Consider the following 17,592-nt stretch of genomic DNA (forward strand, 5'->3'; position numbering starts at 1 on the left):
ATTAAGTATGCAGTTTTCTTTCATAGTTCCAATATATAATGATGGATATTTAGTTCAATCTTTTTGTGAAGAGTTTGAAAAGGCTTTTCAGAATTATATTGAAAAAGAAGAAATTGAAAATGATGTAGAATTAATTTTTGTAAATGATGGCAGTAAAGATAATTCAATCAATCTTTTAATTGAAAACGCTAAAATATTTAAGTTTGTTAAAGTAATAGACTTAAGTAAAAATTTTGGTCAGCACATTGCATTAAGTTGTGGCTACGAAAACGCAACAGGAAATTTTGTTGGAATGTTAAATGTCGATCAACAAGAACCACCATCCCAATTACCAATTTTAATAGATTACTTAATTAAAAATAATTTTGATATCGTATTTGGAACATTTGAAGAAAGAAAAACAAGTTTTTTAAACAAAATAACATCAAAACTATTTTCAATAATACTAAATTATCTTACTCAAAACAATACGCCAAGTAATGTTACAACATCCAGAGTAATGAATAGGAAGTTTGTTAATGCTTATAATAGTTTAACTGAAAAATCGAGATATTTACCAGGTTTAGAAACCTGGTTGGGTTTTAAACATGGTTTTACACCAATTCTGCATACCGAAAGAAAAATAGGTAAATCTTCTTACAATTTTAAGAAAAGAATTTTAATGGCATTAGATACAATTGTTTCTTTTTCAGATTTTCCATTAAAACTGATTGTTGGAATAGGAATATTTGTAGCTTTAATTGGTTTTGGATTGACGTTCTTTTTATTGATTTCTAAAACTTTTATTACAGATTATCAACCAGGTTATACCTCTACGGTTTCGTTAATTACCTTTTTAGGAGGAATTCAAATAATGGTGATAGGATTTGCAGCAATGTACATAGGAAGAATTTTAAAAGAAGTTCAAAATAGACCTTTGTATATAATAAATGAAACCTATAATTTTAAATAATTTATGGAATTTAATAAAAATAAAATTTTTGATGATTTAAGAATTCAAGAGCATGTTTTTCATATGGAATCCAGAGGATATGATGTTTTTGAGGATTTTTTAAATGAAGAAGCCTGTGATTATTTAAAAGATAAATTAGAAAAAACAATTGATGAATTTGTTCCTTACGATAATTCGGAAAGAAGTATTTTAGATAGATACTTAATGCATGATCTTTTAAATAGAGATATTACCTTCGCAAAAACATTAGAAGATCCAAGAATACAACAAATAATAGCTTCGATATTAGGAGACAATTGGATTATGTATGCTTATACTTCTTCGTCATTACCACCAAATGGTAATAATTTCGGAAGCAGAATACATGTTGATAGCCCACGCTGGATAACAAATTATCCAACCAACTTAGGAATAATTTGGGCATTAAATGATTTTACTTTAGAAAACGGAGCAACATACATTTTACCAGGCTCGCACAATACAGAAAAAACGCCAAGCCCAGAGCTTTTCGAAAAAAACCATACCAGATTAACTTGTAAAAAAGGAAGTGTTATCATTTTTAATGCACGCCTATGGCACAGAGCCGGAGAAAACAGAACAAATGAATTTAGGCACGCACTTACAATGAATGTTTGCAGACCATATATGAAACAAAGAATGGATTGGGTACGATTTATTCCAACAGAAATAACAGATCAATTAAATAGTCAAGCGAGACGAATAATTGGTTTTGACACAAGATTAGCTAGTAATCTTGAAGAATTTTTTCAACCAGAAGATAAAAGACTTTACAAATCAAATCAAGAATAAAAAACAATATAAAAATGGAAAATAACATTAAAGACGCAATTTCAGCAAATATTACAGTTCATTCTGCAATGGCAAATGACTACAATACTATTGAACCTCATTTTAGGCCAGAAAGTATAAAAAGAGTAGATGATATTATTCAAAAATTACATAAAGAAAATTCTTTTTCAAAAGTTTTAGACTTAGGATGTGGTACAGGTTTTATGATTAATATCGTAAAAAAATATGCTTCAGAAATTGTTGGAGTTGATGTTACGCAAGCAATGATGGATAAAGTTGACAAATCTGGAAATGCTTCAATTACGCTAATTAATTCCGATACAGGAACAGTAGAATTACCTCAAAAACATTTTGATTTAGCAACAGCTTATACGTTTTTAGATCATTTATATGATATGAGACCAACATTTTCAAATACTTTTAATGCCTTAAAAGAAGGTGGTGTTTTTTATGCCGATTTAAGTCCAAATTATTATTTTTGGAACGATGTCAAAAAAGTGGACACTACCAAGCAGTACGACCCAATACTTCAAAGAGAAATCAATGCAGTTTTATCTAAAGATGCTGAAATTGAAGCACAATTTGGTATTGATAAAAATGTTTTTCAAACAGCTGAGCACCAAAAACATATTAAAGGCGGTTTAGTAGAAGAAGAATTAAGAGGCTTATTAATGGAAGCGGGTTTTAAAAAAGTGGAATTCATTTACCATTGGTTTATTGGCCAAGCTCAATTAATTAATGACGAAAATACCGAGAAAGCAAAAAGATTTGAGCAAGCGGAAATTATGCACGATTACTTAACAAAAGCATTACCGGTTTCTAGAAACTTGTTTAAATATATTGGTTTTATAGCTACAAAATAATGAAAGAAATTTCTATAATTGGTTTTAGCGATTTAGGTGAACAATTTTATTCTTTTTTAAACCAAGAAAATCTTGTTCTGAATGTTTTTGATGATGTTTACCAATCGAATCAAGAAAACATAAAAGCTAATTTGTTTAATCAATATTCAGAATCGAATTCAAATAATTTTTATGTCGCTTTAGGATATAAACATCTGAAAACAAAAGAAAATATTTTAAATAAATTACAAGAATTAAATAAAAAAACACCAAATTTCATTCATAAAACCTCATTTGTTAATAACACCGCAGTTGTTGAAACAGCAGTTTTTATTTATCCAATGTGTAATGTAGACAAAAATGTTGAAATTGGAAAAGGAAGTTTAATTAATAATAGTGTTACCATTTCTCATGATACAAAAATTGGTAAATGTTGTTATATTTCGCCTGGTGTAATTGTTTCTGGAAATGTAAATATTGGTAATTATACTTTTATTGGTTCAGGTTCCATTATATCAAATGGAGTAAAAATTGGAGAAAATGTTATTATTGGTGTGGGTACAGTTGTAACAAAAGACATACCAGACAATTGTTCGGTAATTGGTAATCCGATGAAATTTTTAAAACAACCACTTATTTTAAAATAAGTATTATCGATATGAGTAAAAACATAAACATTCCGTTTAACAAACCCTATCTTACAGGTAAAGAAACACACTATATTTACGAGGCAGTAAGCTCTCATAAATTATCAGGTAATGGAATTTTTACAAAAAAGTGTCATAGTTTTTTCGAAAACAAATATGGTTTCAAAAAATGTTTGCTAACCACATCATGTACAGACGCTTTAGAAATGGCGGCAATATTAATTAATATTCAACCAGGTGATGAGGTAATTATGCCATCTTACACGTTTGTTTCAACAGCGAATGCCTTTGTTTTACGAGGCGCAAAAATTGTTTTTGCAGATAGTTTACCCAATCATCCTAATATGGATTGTGGAACATTGGAAGCGTTAATTACTGCAAAAACTAAAGCTATTGTTCCAGTGCATTATGCAGGAATTGCTTGTGATATGGACGTGATTATGGAATTGGCAAAAAAGTATAATTTATTTGTAGTGGAAGACGCCGCACAAGCCATTGATAGTTATTATACAGGAAAAGATGGAATTAAAAAAGCCTTAGGTTCAATTGGACATTTAGCAGCATTTTCTTTTCATGAAACGAAAAATATTATTTCTGGAGAAGGTGGCATGTTAGCCATAAACGACGACCAATTTATTGAACGTGCAGAAATTATTTGGGAAAAAGGAACCAATCGTTCTGCGTTTTTTAGAGGAGAAGTTGATAAATATGGATGGGTTGATATTGGAAGTTCGTATTTACCATCAGAGATAATTGCAGCCTTTTTATGGGCACAATTAGAAAACTTAGAGGACATTCAAACCAAACGCATAGAAATTTGGAATAACTATTACAATAAATTGAAAGATTGGACGATAAAAAACTCAATCCAATTACCAATTATACCTGATTTCGCGACCAATAACGGGCATATGTTTTATTTAACCTGCCAAAACATACAACAAAGAACAGAAATATTAGATGCTTTAAAACAAAACAATATTTTCGCCGTTTTTCATTATATCAGTTTACATTCTAGTCCTTATTATTTAGAGAAACACGATGGAAGAGTTTTACAAAACACAGACAATTTTACAGATACTTTATTAAGACTCCCTTTGTTTTACGAGCTAGACGTACAAACAGTAATTAATCATATTTTAGAATAATGGATATTAATATCAATGTAAATGTTAACTTTAATAAAAATTTTAAAAAAATAAAGTTAAATTTAATTTTAATTGGAATAGTAACTTTAGCAGCAATTTTAAGATTTTATAATTTAGATTTTCAAAGCCCTTGGTTAGATGAGATTACTACAATGCAATTATCTGACCCGACAATTCCATTGTCAAAAACCAATGAATTAATCGCAACAAGAGACGCTTTTTCAGAAGTATATTACTATCCATTAAAATTCTTGACATATATTTTTGGCCATTCAATTTACGTCTTGAGGTTTTTTTCAGCATTCTTTGGAGTGGCATCAGTTTACTTTATTTATTTATTTGTAAAGGAATTAATTAACAAAAAAACAGCCTATATAGCAACTATATTAATGGCGGTTAATTTTTTTCATATTTACTATTCACAAGAAGCAAGATCGTATTCATTATTATTATTTTTTATCTTATTAGCTAGCTATAGATTAATAAAATTTATCAAAAACCGGAACATAACAAACGCAATTATTTTAGGTATTACAATAGGATTAATCCCTAGCGCTCATCCTTTAGGAATATTGAATATTTTTACAATTGCTCTTTTTATGTTGATTTATTTTTTTATAGACACTAATAAAACAGAAAAAATTAAATTATTGAAACTATATTTAATTTCAGGAGTTTCTTCATTATTTGTTATTTTTCCTGCATTATCTATAATTTTTAGAGTAAGTAAAATCTCCTCTTTTTGGGTTGCAGACCCTACTTTTGAAAGTATAAAATTTACTTTTTTTGAAATTCTTGGAAAAGATAATTTCTTGTTTTACTTATACATAATAGGTGTTGTTGCCTTTTTCGTATTGTTCTTTATAAACAAAGACGACAAAAACAAACCAAAAAACAAGTACCTTCATTTATTCATAATCATTTGGATAACAATGAATATTGGTTTAATTATAGCTAAATCATATTTACAAGTTTCCATTATTCAAAGCAGATATTTTATTGGGTCACTGCCAATTTTTATTATAGCTTTAGCTTATGTTTTAAGTTCAATTAAAAGTAAAAAAATAAGTTATTTTTTAGTTGTACTAATAATTTTGTTTTCATTGTATAATTTAGTTTTTAGCAAAAAATACTATGCTACCGTAACAAAATCAGAATGGCGTGCAGTATCGCAAGAAATCATCAAGCGAAATGATAAAAAAGAAAAAATTATTGGAACATTTGGATATGTTTTAAATGGACTTTATGTCAATTCAAACAGTGCAAATTTAGGATGGGAAATATCATTTGAAGACTACATAAGTAAGCTAAAAGCGAATGCAATTAAAAAAGAATCGTTTTGGTATATGGATGGAAATTTTAAACCATTCAGTTTAAACCAAGAAGATATTGATTTCTTAAATGAGCACTATGTAATCGACTATCAAATAGATAAATACGATTGTTGGGCGAAACATTATTCTTTGAAAGGCGAAACAAAAGAAGCTGTAGATAAAATTTATTTAAACGATTTTGATGTAGATAATTTTGATCCATCTGGGAATTTATACATATTTGAGAACAAAACAATTAAATCAAAAGAGGTAACATTAGAAAAAGGCGAATATGAATTGATTTTGGAAGCAAATAGTCTTCCAGAAAAGCCAATAAAAAACGTTAATGCGCATATAATTATAAAACAAAACGAAACACCTATTTCTCAAATTTTTCTTAGTGAGAAAAAGGAACTATCTAAAAAAGTTATAAAATTTATGAACAAAGAAGAAAAATCCGTTTTTTCTATTACTTTTGATAATGATTTAGCCAGAAACAACAAGGATAGAAATGTGGTTATTTATAATTTAAGTTTCAAAAAACTATAGAAAAAACTTTGAAAAAACACAAATATATATTTATATTTGCTAAAAACTTTAAATAATTTTTTTATGAAATCGAGCAAAATAATAGCGGGATTACTTATCATAACTTCATTAGTATCTTGTAAGGAAGAGAAAGAAAAAAGTGAATCAAAATTTTTCACTGTAACTTTAAATGTTACTGCAAAAAATGATGATGGGTTTCAAGTTTTTTACAAAGAAGTAAATGATGACACAAAACCTTTTGAAGAGGCAAACGCCATCAATGTAGCATTTAAAGGAAGTGACAAACCTCAAGATTTGGTTTTTAATTTACCAGTAGATGTTTTTCCAACGAATTTAAGAATTGATGTAGGAAACAATAAAGAAACAAAAGAAATTGTTATTAATAATTTTAAGATGTCATACAATAATAAAAACTTTGAAGCAAAAGGTGCAGCATTTTTTAATTATTTTGCTCCAGATGCAGGTTTGGCAAAATATGATGTTGCGGGGTCTAAAATTTTACCTATTACAACTGAAACTGGATATTATGACCCTATGGTGTTTTCAAATGATTTATTAGAAAGCGAAATAGTTAAATTAACAAAATAGGACATATTTTATTTTAATTTAAAAGGCCATAGGTTAGTAAATAATTTATGGCTTTTTTTATTGGAAATGACATTAGTAGAAACTTTTTAATGTTAAAAACAAGCAAAATATTAATTTTATAATCAATAGGTGAATATTTTAAAAACAGTATTGGCAAATGCTCAAATTAAAAAACTAATTCAATATGGCATTGGACAGGGTTTTAATGTGATAGCACCATTTATTGTAATTCCGTTTATCATATTAAAATGTGGAGAGGAAAACTTTGGAAAATCAGCAATAGGAATGTCTATTGCTTTTTTTATTATCGTTTTTATTGATTTTGGCTGTGATATTTTAGGTGTAAAAGATATCTCCATAAATAGAGATAATGTAGAAAAGAGAAATTACATTATTTCAAGAGTTGTTTACATTAAAAGTTTTTTTATCCTATTTCTAAGTATAGTATTTTATATACTTATAAATCAAATAGAATTTTTTCATAAAGACAAAGAACTATATTATTTTAGTTTTTCTATTTTTATGGCGCAAATAGTCAATCCGTTGTGGATTTTTCAAGGATTAGAAAAGTTCAATCTGTTTTCCTGTTTTAGTATTCTTTCTAAAAGTATTTACATCATTCTTATATTTTATTTTTTAAATCAAAAATCAGACTACATATTCATAAATTTTGCCTTTGGCTTAAGTATTTTTATTGCAGGAATTATTTTTTTTTATGTTTTATACAAACAATATCAATTTGTTTTAGTACCAATTCAACCTTCCGAATTATATAATTATATGTATGCAAACAAAACTTATGTTTTTTCGCAAATATTTATTTGGATGCAATTGTATTCCCCAATTCTATTAATAAATTATTTTGGAACAAGTATTCAAGTTGGTCAATTTAGAATTGTAGATCAAATTATCTCGATATTTAAAACCTACATACTTTTAAGTTTTAATTTCATCTATCCTAAAATTTGCTTTGAATTTGACATCGCTAAAAAAGAAGGGATAAGTAGTTGGAAATTATTTAACACAATTAATTTTGTATTTGTATCGTTTTTACTATTTATTTTATTTGTATTTAGTTATGAAATAATAGATTATTATAATATCTCTAATAAAGAATACTTGACTAATTTATTGCAAACGGCATTAATTTATCCAGTATTGTTTTTTATAGTTTATGCTTTAAAACAATTATTATTAGCATTGCATTATGAAAAAACATTTTCACGAATTATTATTTTTATGTCAATTTTAAACTTAGTGATCATTTCTTTAGTTTATAAAAACTATAGTTTGTTTGGTGTTTTTTATTCGTTTATTTTTGTAGAATTCTTAACCTTAATACTATTACTCTTTTTAACTTTAAAGCACAGAATTTTATCTGATAAAAACGACATTTATGAAGTTTAAAACAGTTTATTTATTATTCATTTTATGTTTAGTAGTATTATTATTTAATAATTACGAGCTTACTTTTGTAGTATGGTCTTTTACAGCTTTAATAACATTAAGAACTAGTTTTTCAAAGAATTTTATTTATATCATTAGTTGTTATTTAGCAATATTGTTAATTAGTTTTTTTACGGAATTATTTTTTTACAATAATGCAATATTCAATAAAATTAGAGATGTCACTTATTTGTTAAAACCTATTATTGGTTTAGTTCTTGGATATAATTTTGCAAAAAAATATGGAAGTAATGCGTTAAATTATGCAGTTAATTGTGGTGTTTTCCTTTCGGTTATTCATTTGATAATAATTTTATATTCAATCTTTGCTCATAAAACATTATCCGTTTCAGAAATTAGACACTATTCGGGTTATTTTAACGATTTTGAACCTTATGTTTTTGTGTTTATTTTGTTTGCGACTAAATTTAATATCGACATCCCTAAAAAAAAGAGGTTTCTTTATTTAGGAATTGTAGCCGCATCAATTTTCTGCTACTTATCTAGAACAAATTTTATTCAATTACTTATTTTAATTTTAGCGGTTAAAGGTTTTTTCAATTTAAATGTAAAATCAATTAAAGTAATTGGCTTTACTATCTTACTAACACTTGTTGGTTATACATTGATTTATAATTCCAACCCAAAAAGAAAAGGAACTTTTACAGAAGAATTTTTATATAAAGTAAAAATAATACCGATTGAGACCTTTAAAACAAAGATAAACAAAGAAGATTGGAAAGATTTTAATGACAATTTCAGATCATTTGAGAATATTAAAACAGTAAATCAAGTATTTTACGGTGGAACACAAGCTGTTATTTCCGGAAAAGGCTTAGGTTCTACAGTAGATATTGGAAGAGTTATGGTAACAAATGATGGAACAAAAGTGCGTTATTATCCATTTTTGCATAATGCCTTTTCTACCATATTATTAAAATCTGGTTTGCTTGGAATTATTATTTATTTGCTGTCAATTTATTTTATAGCTAAAAAAACAATTACAAACAACATACAAATTAGTAACTTAAATAAGCTGCTTTTAGGTTCTGGAATATTTCTGCTTATGTCTAGTTGGGTTTTTATGGGATTCTTCCTCAAATTAGACAGTAAATCAATTTTAATTGGATTGTTATTAGGATATAGAGAATATTTACACAAAAAACATATATAATTGGACAATACTAAAATAAAAATTTTTGTTGATTGCCACGTTTTCGATATCGGTTTTCAAGGGACTAGAACTCACATACAAGGTTTATATCTAGAGCTTGTAAAAGATGAAAACATCCTATTTTATTTTGCAGCAAGTGATATTGAGAATTTAGAATCAGTTTTTGGCACAAAAAAAAACATTAAGTTTTTAAAATACACTTTTAAAAATAAATTTTTAAGATTATTGCTTAACATTCCTTATTTGATTATAAAAAACAAAATTGACTTTGCGCATTTCCAATACATTGTTCCACCAATAAAATTTTGCAAATACATTGTAACAACTCACGATGTGTTGTTTATCGATTATCCAAAATATTTTTCTTTTTTAAGCAGAATTAAAAACACGTTTCTTTATAAAAAAGGTGCAAAAACTTCAAAAATAAGGCTTACAGTCTCAGAATATTCGAAAAATCAAATAGCCCAACATTTTAACATTTATAATTATCACATCACGCCAAATGCAGTTGATAAAGTGTTTTTTGAACCTTATGACAAAAATGAAGTTAAAAAAATTGTTTTAGAGAAATATAAACTTTCAAATTACATTATTTTTATTAGCAGATGGGAGCCAAGAAAAAATCACCAATTAATATTAAAGTCCTTTTCTGATTTAAAGTTATACGATAATTATCAATTGTTATTTATTGGTGATACTACATCAAATAATCAAGAATATTTTGAAATTTATAACAAACTAGACACAAAAATTAAAAGTAAAATTATTAGAATGGACAAAACAGATTTTAAAACCATGCTGCTACTACTAAGAGGAGCAAGTGCGTCTGTTTACCCATCATTTGCAGAGGGTTTTGGTATTCCGCCATTAGAAGCAATAGCTTCAGGCATTCCAACAATTTGTTCCAATCAAACAGCAATGATGGATTTTACTTTTCTGAAAAAATTTGAATTTGATCCAAACAATGAAATAGAATTTAATGAAAAACTTAAATCTATTTTAGATACTGATTTCACACAAGAATTTAGTGAAATTTCAAATCAAATAAAAGAAAATTACAGCTGGGAAAAATCTGCAGAAACAGTGAAAAAACTCATTACTGATTTTTAGCAGTACCACTTCCAAAAAACTTGTTTTTGGTAAGCACTAAAAAATTAAAGTTTTTTGCTAACACTTTTTTCATAATTGAGGCGTCTTCTTTCGGAAACCAATCTGTAGTCCGAGGCGTTTCTAATATTTTATTATGAATCTGGTAAGCATAAGTTGCAATTGACGTTCTGAATTTACCTTCTGGGAAATTGGTCATATCGTATCCGTGTAAAGTATATGGCGCACATTGCTGAATTATCATTCTATTAAATGGCACATCCAATTCGGTTTCTTCGTTTGTACGTAAATCTTTAATACGTAAACCACCTTTATATTCTGGTTTCCAATCTTTATTTAAGTATAACAGCAAGTTTAGTTCTCGATACCAGTTTTTTTGCAATGGATGATAATTAAAATCCAAATGCATGTCTAAAAAACTATTTTTCTTTCCTTGGTGTAAGCCGCCGCCATGGTTTTTTGGATCTACAAATATTTTTTTAGCCGTAATGAAAGATAATAATTCGTTAAATCTATCAGAAGACAAATCATAATACAATTCTTCTAATTCCGGAGATAAAACTTTATAATTTGATTTTTCAAATTTGTTATTAGCAAAAGCATAATCTCTACTTTTATTTTCTAATTCAGGAATTGAATAATACGCTTTTGTTAGTTTTTCTTCCTCACAAAAATTATCAATAATTAAATACGGAAAAGGTTGGGCGGTTAAATATTTTATCCTTAAAGACTCTTTGTTTTTTTCTAAAAAATCAAAATCAATCATTCTTTTCTTTTTTAAGATTAGCAAAAGTAATAATTAATAACGTAAAAGTTTTAGGATAATTGTCTAATAAGCTAAAATAATTTCAAAACATTCATATTATTCTATTATTTTTGTTTTGTTATACGAAAAAAATGAAAATAGGAATATTAGGTACCCGAGGCATACCAAATAATTATGGAGGATTTGAGCAATTTGCCGAATTCTTTTCTATTTATGCCGCACAAGCTGAACACTCTGTTTTTGTATATACACCTCATAATCATACTTACAAAGAAAATACATTTGAAAAAGTGAATCTTATCAAATGTTACGATCCAGAATATGTAATCGGAACAGCGGGTCAATTTATTTATGATTTAAATTGTATTCTTGATTCTCGAAAAAGAAATTTTGATATTATTCTACAATTAGGTTATACAAGTAGCGCTTTTTGGTACGATTTACACCCAAAAAATAGCATTGTTATTACAAATATGGATGGCTTAGAATGGAAACGGACTAAATATAATAAACCTATTAAAAAACTTTTAAAGATTGCCGAAAGAAGGGCCGCTACAAAAAGCGATTATTTAATTTCAGATTCTTTAGGCATTCAAGAGTATCTTTTAAAAACGCACAACAAGGAAAGTGAATACATTGCTTATGGCGCAGATAATTTTGATACACCAAACGAAGAATTTTTAAATAATTATAAAGTTGAAAAATATAATTTTAACATGATTATGGCGCGTTTCGAACCAGAAAATAATTTAAATATGGTTTTGGAAGGCGTGATGTTAAGTAAAGATGAAAAACCAATATTAGTCATTGGAAATCACAAAACAAAATATGGTGATTATTTAAAAAATAAATTTTCAACTTGCAAAAAAATAAAATTTTTAGGCGCAATTTACAACCTTACGGATCTAAATAATTTAAGATATTTCTCCAATTTATATTTTCATGGCCACACAGTGGGTGGAACGAATCCTTCTTTATTGGAAGCAATGGCATCACAAGGATTAATCGCTGCACATCGTAATCATTTCAATTATGGGGTTTTGAAAGAAAATGCGTTTTATTTTGAAAACTCATTAGAAGTTAAAAAAATACTTGAAACAATTAAAAAAATTGATAACTTGCAGTTTGTAAAAAACAACTCTGAAGCCATTGCAAACAACTTTAATTGGAATAAAATAAATGAAGAATATTTACAGTTTTTTAGCAAATGCCTGGCAAGAAATGCTACAGGAGCAAAAGTTAAATAAATCTTTTTTACCCTTTTTACTTATCCTAATTACATTGCCAACTATAATGGCAATTAATAATGTTACTACTGCGATTTTTATTTTTTCTGTTTTGTTTTTTAATAGAACAAACAAAATTACACTAAATCGCACATTATTATTTCCAATAGTACTATTTATTTGGATGGCAAGTTCCTATTTTTGGTCAATTGATAAAGCAGCTACAATACCCGCTATTTTTAAAGAAATCTTTTTGTTATTAATTCCGGCAGCATTTTTAATTATGCGTCCCTTTTATAAAAGTCAAATTTATAAATTAATAAAATATTATAGCTATGCTATGGTGTTTTATGCCGGTTTTTTTCTTTTAAGAGCATTGATTAGATATATGATTTCAGGAGATCAAAGGTCGTTTTTCTATCATGGCGAATATGATAATGATTTTGGTTTGGTGCCTAAATTATTAAATGCAATACATGTATCTGTTTATATGGCTCTCGCTTTTTTTTACTTTTTAAATCTAGAAATTAAAAAGAAATTTGATGTCATTTGCGCTTCAATTCTATTTGGATTTATTTTTTTACTGTCTTCTAAAAACATAATTATTGTATTCGTGTTCTTAATCGGAATTCACTTTTTTTATTTTTCAAAATCGTCGAGCAAAATGCGTTTGAGAAATTTAGCTATTTTAACTCTAATTTTAGTAGCTATACTAAGTTTTAGTAAAATAAAAAATAGATTTTTAGTCGAATTTCAATCCAACACCAAAACCAGCGTAAGTCATAGCGTTTATAATGAAGCGGATGAAGGCATAAATTATATAAGCATAAATGAAGCATGGAATAATGAGAAATTTTCACATAAGGATTATTTTCCAGGCACTGCTTTCAGGGTATATCAATTCCGAATGTTTTTAGAAATTTTTAGTGAAGAACCTTTGTTTTGGAAAGGATTGGGTTTAAATGCCTCACAAGGCAAACTTTTAGAAAAAGAGAAAAAATATGAGCTTTATCCAGGATACGGATCGTTTAATTTTCATAATCAATATGTCCAAAATTTTGCCGAACTTGGTTGTATAGGTTTTACGCTGTTGGTGATTATCTTATTTTTAAATTTAAAATTCGCACTAAAACATAAAAATTTTATACATATTTCTTTTGCAGTTCTAATGATAAGCTTATTTTTGACAGAGTCATTCTTATGGAGACAAAAAGGAGTGTTGTTTTTCATATCTTTATATTGTTTGTTTCAAATAAAGGAAACAAAAACTACCTTAAAAATCTAAAATTTAATGAAAAGAATATTAATTACTGGAGCTGCGGGATTTTTAGGTTCACATTTATGCGATCGCTTTTTAGCAGAAGGCTATTTTGTTATGGGAATGGATAATTTAATTACGGGCGATTTAAAAAATATAGAACATTTATTTAAAGAAAAAAACTTTGAGTTTTATCATCATGATATTACTAAATTTGTGCATGTTCCCGGGAATTTAGATTATATTTTGCACTTCGCTTCTCCAGCAAGTCCAATTGATTATTTAAAAATTCCAATTCAAACCTTAAAAGTAGGCTCTTTAGGAACTCATAATTTATTAGGCTTGGCTAGAGTTAAAAAAGCACGAATATTAATTGCTTCCACTTCCGAAATATATGGTGATCCATTAGTACATCCGCAAACAGAGGAATATTACGGAAACGTAAATACAATTGGTCCACGCGGTGTATATGATGAAGCCAAACGGTTTCAAGAATCAATTACAATGGCGTATCACACGTTTCACGGCGTGGAAACTAGAATTGTCCGAATTTTTAACACTTACGGACCAAGAATGCGATTAAATGACGGACGAGTTATACCTGCATTTATAGGTCAAGCGCTAAGAGGAGAAGATCTAACGGTTTTTGGTGACGGAAGTCAAACACGTTCTTTTTGTTACGTTTCGGATCAAGTAGAAGGCATTTATAGATTATTACTTTCCGATTATCATTTACCTGTAAACATTGGAAATCCAGATGAAATTACTATTTCTGATTTTGCTGAAGAAATAATTAAATTAACAGGAACCAAACAAAAGGTCATTTATAAAGACTTACCTGTAAACGACCCAATGCAACGACAACCAGATATTATTAAGGCCAAAGAAATTTTAGGATGGACAGCTAAAGTAAAAAGAGAAGAAGGCATGAAATTAACTTATGAGTATTTCAAATCACTTTCACCTGAAGAATTAGCAAAAGAAGAACACAAAGATTTCTCAAAATACATTTATTAGTTTGAAGCCAAAAACAGGAAGATATTCAGGATTTATTAGACCGCTAATTACTTTTATAGATTTATTAATTATTAATCTTTTAATTTTAGTTTGTCTTCGTTCCGCTATGAGTAATTTTGGTTATCATACTATTTTATCGCTTTCTTGGATAGTTATCTCATATTATTCAGCGTATTACGAAGTATATAGGTTCACTAAAGAAATTACAATTTTAGGAAAGCTTCTAAAGCAGTTTATTTTTATTAGCTTAATTACGTTCGCATACGTTGGTTATAAATATAAATATGTAACTCCAGATGAAGTATGGAATTATATTATTTTTTGTTTCATTTCAGTTGGATTTATTAAGTTCTCAATATTTTTTCTGCTAAAAAAATACCGATTATTATATGGTGGAAATTTAAGAAATGTGATCATTTTAGGATATGGTAAAGACGTAGAAGAGTTAAAATTATTTTTTACTACAAACCCAAATTATGGTTATAATTTAATGCGTGTTTTTAATTTAAAAATAAATAAAAAAGAAGAAATTAAAGCGTGTTATGAGTTTGTAGCCAAAAATAATGTGGATGAAATTTATGGTTCGTTAAATACGCTCAACACTACAGATTTAGACAGTCTAATACATTTTGCAGACAACAATCTCAAAACCATAAAATTATTGCCAGATAGTAAAAACAGAATGTTACGCAACTTAGCTGTAGAATATTACGGTTATTTGCCCGTTATTTCTTTAAGAACCATTCCGTTAGATAAAGTGATTAATAAAAGAATCAAACGTTTATTTGATGTTGTATTTTCATTACTTGTAATTTTATTGCTATTGTTATGGCTAACCCCTTTAATAGCTGTATTAATAAAGATAGAATCAAAAGGACCAATTTTCTTTAAACAAAGAAGAAATGGATTAAATTATAAGGAGTTTTATTGTTATAAATTTAGATCTATGCGATTAAATTCAAAAGCTGATTTAGAGCAAGTTCAAAAAAACGACCCAAGAGTTACTAAATTCGGAAAAATATTACGAAAGTTTAGTCTTGATGAGTTGCCACAATTTTTTAACGTAGTATTAGGCGATATGTCGGTTGTGGGACCAAGACCACATATGGTTAGTCATACAGAAATGTACGCAAAAAGCGTTGATAAGTTTATGGTTAGACACTTTATTAAACCCGGAATTACAGGGTTAGCACAAATAAATGGCTGCAGAGGAGAAGTAGAATCCGATAAAGATATTGTAAACAGAGTTAAATTTGATATTTTTTATTTAGAGAATTGGTCTATTTTGTTAGATTTAAAAATAATATACAAGACAGTAGTTAACGTCATAAAAGGCGAAGAAAAAGCCTATTAAAAAAACTTTCATTTCAATTCCATAAAAATTATTTGGATAATATACTTCTTATTAAAATCCTTCTCGTTTTTTAATTAAAAGAGACTATTTTTGCACAAACAAAAACAACATATACAAATATGAATATTTTACTTTTAGGATCTGGCGGAAGAGAACACGCTTTTGCTTGGAAAATGACGCAAAGTGCATTATGTACCCAACTATTTGTTGCGCCCGGAAATGCAGGAACCGCAAAAATAGCTACAAATATTGCTGTAAATCCAAACGATTTTGAAACAATCAAACAATTTGTTTTGGAAAATACTATAAAAATGGTTGTAGTAGGACCAGAAGATCCTTTAGTAAATGGCATATATGATTTCTTTAAAACCGACACAAAAATTTCACATATTCCAGTAATTGGACCTAGTAAATTAGGTGCGCAATTAGAAGGGAGTAAAGAATTTGCCAAAGAATTTTTAGTTAAAAATAATATTCCAACGGCAAAGTATGAAAGTTTTACTTCTGAAACAGTTGAAAAAGGATACGCTTTTCTAGAAACATTATCCCCTCCATATGTTTTAAAAGCAGACGGGTTAGCTGCCGGAAAAGGCGTAGTAATCCTAAATGATTTACAAGAAGCTAAAAACGAATTAAAGGCAATGCTTGTCGATGCAAAATTTGGTTCAGCAAGTGCAAAAGTGGTAATTGAAGAGTTTTTAGACGGAATTGAGTTAAGTTGTTTTGTGTTAACTGACGGAAAAAATTATAAAATTTTACCTACCGCAAAAGATTACAAAAGAATTGGTGAAGGAGACACCGGACTGAACACAGGCGGAATGGGTGCTATTTCTCCAGTTCCATTTGCAGACGCTGCTTTAATGCAAAAAATTGAATCGCAAATTGTGATTCCTACTATTCATGGTTTAAAAAACGACAATATTGAATACAAAGGCTTTGTGTTTATTGGTTTGATAAAAGTAGGCGACAATCCTTTTGTGATAGAGTATAACGTTAGAATGGGTGATCCAGAAACAGAAGTCGTTATTCCAAGAATTAAAAGTGACTTAGTAGCTTTGTTTGAAGCAGTAGCTACTGAAAAATTAGCAGATTTTGATTTGAGTTTAGATGAAAGAACGGCGGCGACTGTTGTTGTTGTTTCGGGCGGTTATCCTGAAGAATTTGAAAAAGGGAAAGAAATTTTCGGTTTAGATGATAAAACAGATTCTTTAATTTTTCACGCAGGAACTAAAGAAGAAAACGGAAAAATTGTATCTAATGGCGGAAGAGTATTGGCTGTAACTTCATTCGGGAATTTATTTATAGAGGCCACAAAAAAATCTTATCAAACCATAGAAAAACTAAAGTTTGATAAGATGAATTATAGAAAAGATATAGGGTTCGATTTATAATCGA

16 protein-coding genes are annotated in these 17,592 nt (G+C 28.0%); 15 read left to right on the forward strand and 1 reads right to left on the reverse strand.

The annotated features are described in order from the left end of the window. The first annotated feature begins 7 nt into the window (after positions 1 to 7). The 10 genes from ACIQ11_RS00075 (at position 8) to ACIQ11_RS00120 (ending at position 10,579) form a co-directional block, all read left to right on the forward strand. A complete protein-coding gene (locus tag ACIQ11_RS00075) occupies positions 8 to 952 on the forward strand; it encodes a glycosyltransferase family 2 protein (protein ID WP_396151646.1) in 945 nt (314 codons plus the stop codon). A gap of 3 nt (positions 953 to 955) precedes the next feature. Continuing rightward, positions 956 to 1,762, forward strand: a complete 807-nt coding sequence (locus tag ACIQ11_RS00080; protein WP_396151648.1) for a phytanoyl-CoA dioxygenase family protein — start codon at positions 956 to 958, stop codon at positions 1,760 to 1,762. Between the two features lie 14 nt (positions 1,763 to 1,776). Next, positions 1,777 to 2,625 carry a class I SAM-dependent DNA methyltransferase gene (locus ACIQ11_RS00085; protein ID WP_396151650.1) on the forward strand — a complete coding sequence of 283 codons (849 nt, stop codon included), beginning with the start codon at positions 1,777 to 1,779 and terminating at the stop codon, positions 2,623 to 2,625. Continuing rightward, positions 2,625 to 3,251, forward strand: a complete 627-nt coding sequence (locus ACIQ11_RS00090) for an acetyltransferase (protein WP_396151652.1) — start codon at positions 2,625 to 2,627, stop codon at positions 3,249 to 3,251. Before ACIQ11_RS00085 ends, ACIQ11_RS00090 begins: the two co-directional genes overlap by 1 nt. A gap of 11 nt (positions 3,252 to 3,262) precedes the next feature. Beyond that, positions 3,263 to 4,399: a dTDP-4-amino-4,6-dideoxygalactose transaminase gene (gene rffA / locus ACIQ11_RS00095; RefSeq protein ID WP_396151654.1), complete on the forward strand. Its 1,137-nt coding sequence runs from the start codon at positions 3,263 to 3,265 to the stop codon at positions 4,397 to 4,399. Continuing rightward, positions 4,399 to 6,261: a glycosyltransferase family 39 protein gene (locus ACIQ11_RS00100; RefSeq protein ID WP_396151656.1), complete on the forward strand. Its 1,863-nt coding sequence runs from the start codon at positions 4,399 to 4,401 to the stop codon at positions 6,259 to 6,261. Before rffA ends, ACIQ11_RS00100 begins: the two co-directional genes overlap by 1 nt. A gap of 63 nt (positions 6,262 to 6,324) precedes the next feature. Then, a complete protein-coding gene (locus ACIQ11_RS00105; protein ID WP_396151658.1) occupies positions 6,325 to 6,849 on the forward strand; it encodes a hypothetical protein in 525 nt (174 codons plus the stop codon). 129 nt (positions 6,850 to 6,978) lie between these two features. Further along, positions 6,979 to 8,256 carry an oligosaccharide flippase family protein gene (locus ACIQ11_RS00110; RefSeq protein ID WP_396151660.1) on the forward strand — a complete coding sequence of 426 codons (1,278 nt, stop codon included), beginning with the start codon at positions 6,979 to 6,981 and terminating at the stop codon, positions 8,254 to 8,256. Next, complete coding sequence (locus tag ACIQ11_RS00115) at positions 8,246 to 9,469, forward strand: hypothetical protein (protein ID WP_396151662.1); 1,224 nt, start codon at positions 8,246 to 8,248, stop codon at positions 9,467 to 9,469. Before ACIQ11_RS00110 ends, ACIQ11_RS00115 begins: the two co-directional genes overlap by 11 nt. Further along, positions 9,470 to 10,579, forward strand: coding sequence for a glycosyltransferase family 4 protein (locus ACIQ11_RS00120; protein ID WP_396151664.1), 1,110 nt, complete (start codon positions 9,470 to 9,472; stop codon positions 10,577 to 10,579). It abuts the gene before it with no gap. Here the strand turns inward: ACIQ11_RS00120 and ACIQ11_RS00125 are convergent. Beyond that, on the reverse strand, positions 10,566 to 11,342 hold the full coding sequence (locus ACIQ11_RS00125) for a 2OG-Fe(II) oxygenase (protein ID WP_396151666.1): 777 nt from the start codon (positions 11,340 to 11,342) through the stop codon (positions 10,566 to 10,568). The genes ACIQ11_RS00120 and ACIQ11_RS00125 overlap by 14 nt on opposite strands. A 131-nt stretch (positions 11,343 to 11,473) precedes the next feature. Here ACIQ11_RS00125 and ACIQ11_RS00130 point away from each other — a divergent pair, with 131 nt between their 5' ends. From ACIQ11_RS00130 to purD, 5 genes are all read left to right on the forward strand, one after another. Further along, positions 11,474 to 12,589: a DUF1972 domain-containing protein gene (locus ACIQ11_RS00130; protein WP_396151668.1), complete on the forward strand. Its 1,116-nt coding sequence runs from the start codon at positions 11,474 to 11,476 to the stop codon at positions 12,587 to 12,589. Beyond that, positions 12,522 to 13,853 (forward strand): O-antigen ligase family protein, encoded by a 1,332-nt coding sequence (locus ACIQ11_RS00135; RefSeq protein WP_396151670.1) that lies wholly within the window; start codon positions 12,522 to 12,524, stop codon positions 13,851 to 13,853. The genes ACIQ11_RS00130 and ACIQ11_RS00135 overlap by 68 nt, the downstream gene beginning before the upstream one ends. A 6-nt stretch (positions 13,854 to 13,859) precedes the next feature. After that, positions 13,860 to 14,843 carry a UDP-glucuronic acid decarboxylase family protein gene (locus tag ACIQ11_RS00140; RefSeq protein WP_396151672.1) on the forward strand — a complete coding sequence of 328 codons (984 nt, stop codon included), beginning with the start codon at positions 13,860 to 13,862 and terminating at the stop codon, positions 14,841 to 14,843. A 1-nt stretch (position 14,844) separates the two neighbouring features. Beyond that, positions 14,845 to 16,197: an exopolysaccharide biosynthesis polyprenyl glycosylphosphotransferase gene (locus ACIQ11_RS00145; protein ID WP_396151674.1), complete on the forward strand. Its 1,353-nt coding sequence runs from the start codon at positions 14,845 to 14,847 to the stop codon at positions 16,195 to 16,197. A 119-nt stretch (positions 16,198 to 16,316) separates the two neighbouring features. Beyond that, positions 16,317 to 17,588 (forward strand): phosphoribosylamine--glycine ligase, encoded by a 1,272-nt coding sequence (gene purD, locus ACIQ11_RS00150; RefSeq protein ID WP_396151676.1) that lies wholly within the window; start codon positions 16,317 to 16,319, stop codon positions 17,586 to 17,588. The last annotated feature ends 4 nt before the right edge of the window (positions 17,589 to 17,592 follow it).

Source organism: Flavobacterium sp., from assembly GCF_044361065.1.
Classification (GTDB): Bacteria; Bacteroidota; Bacteroidia; order Flavobacteriales; family Flavobacteriaceae; genus Flavobacterium.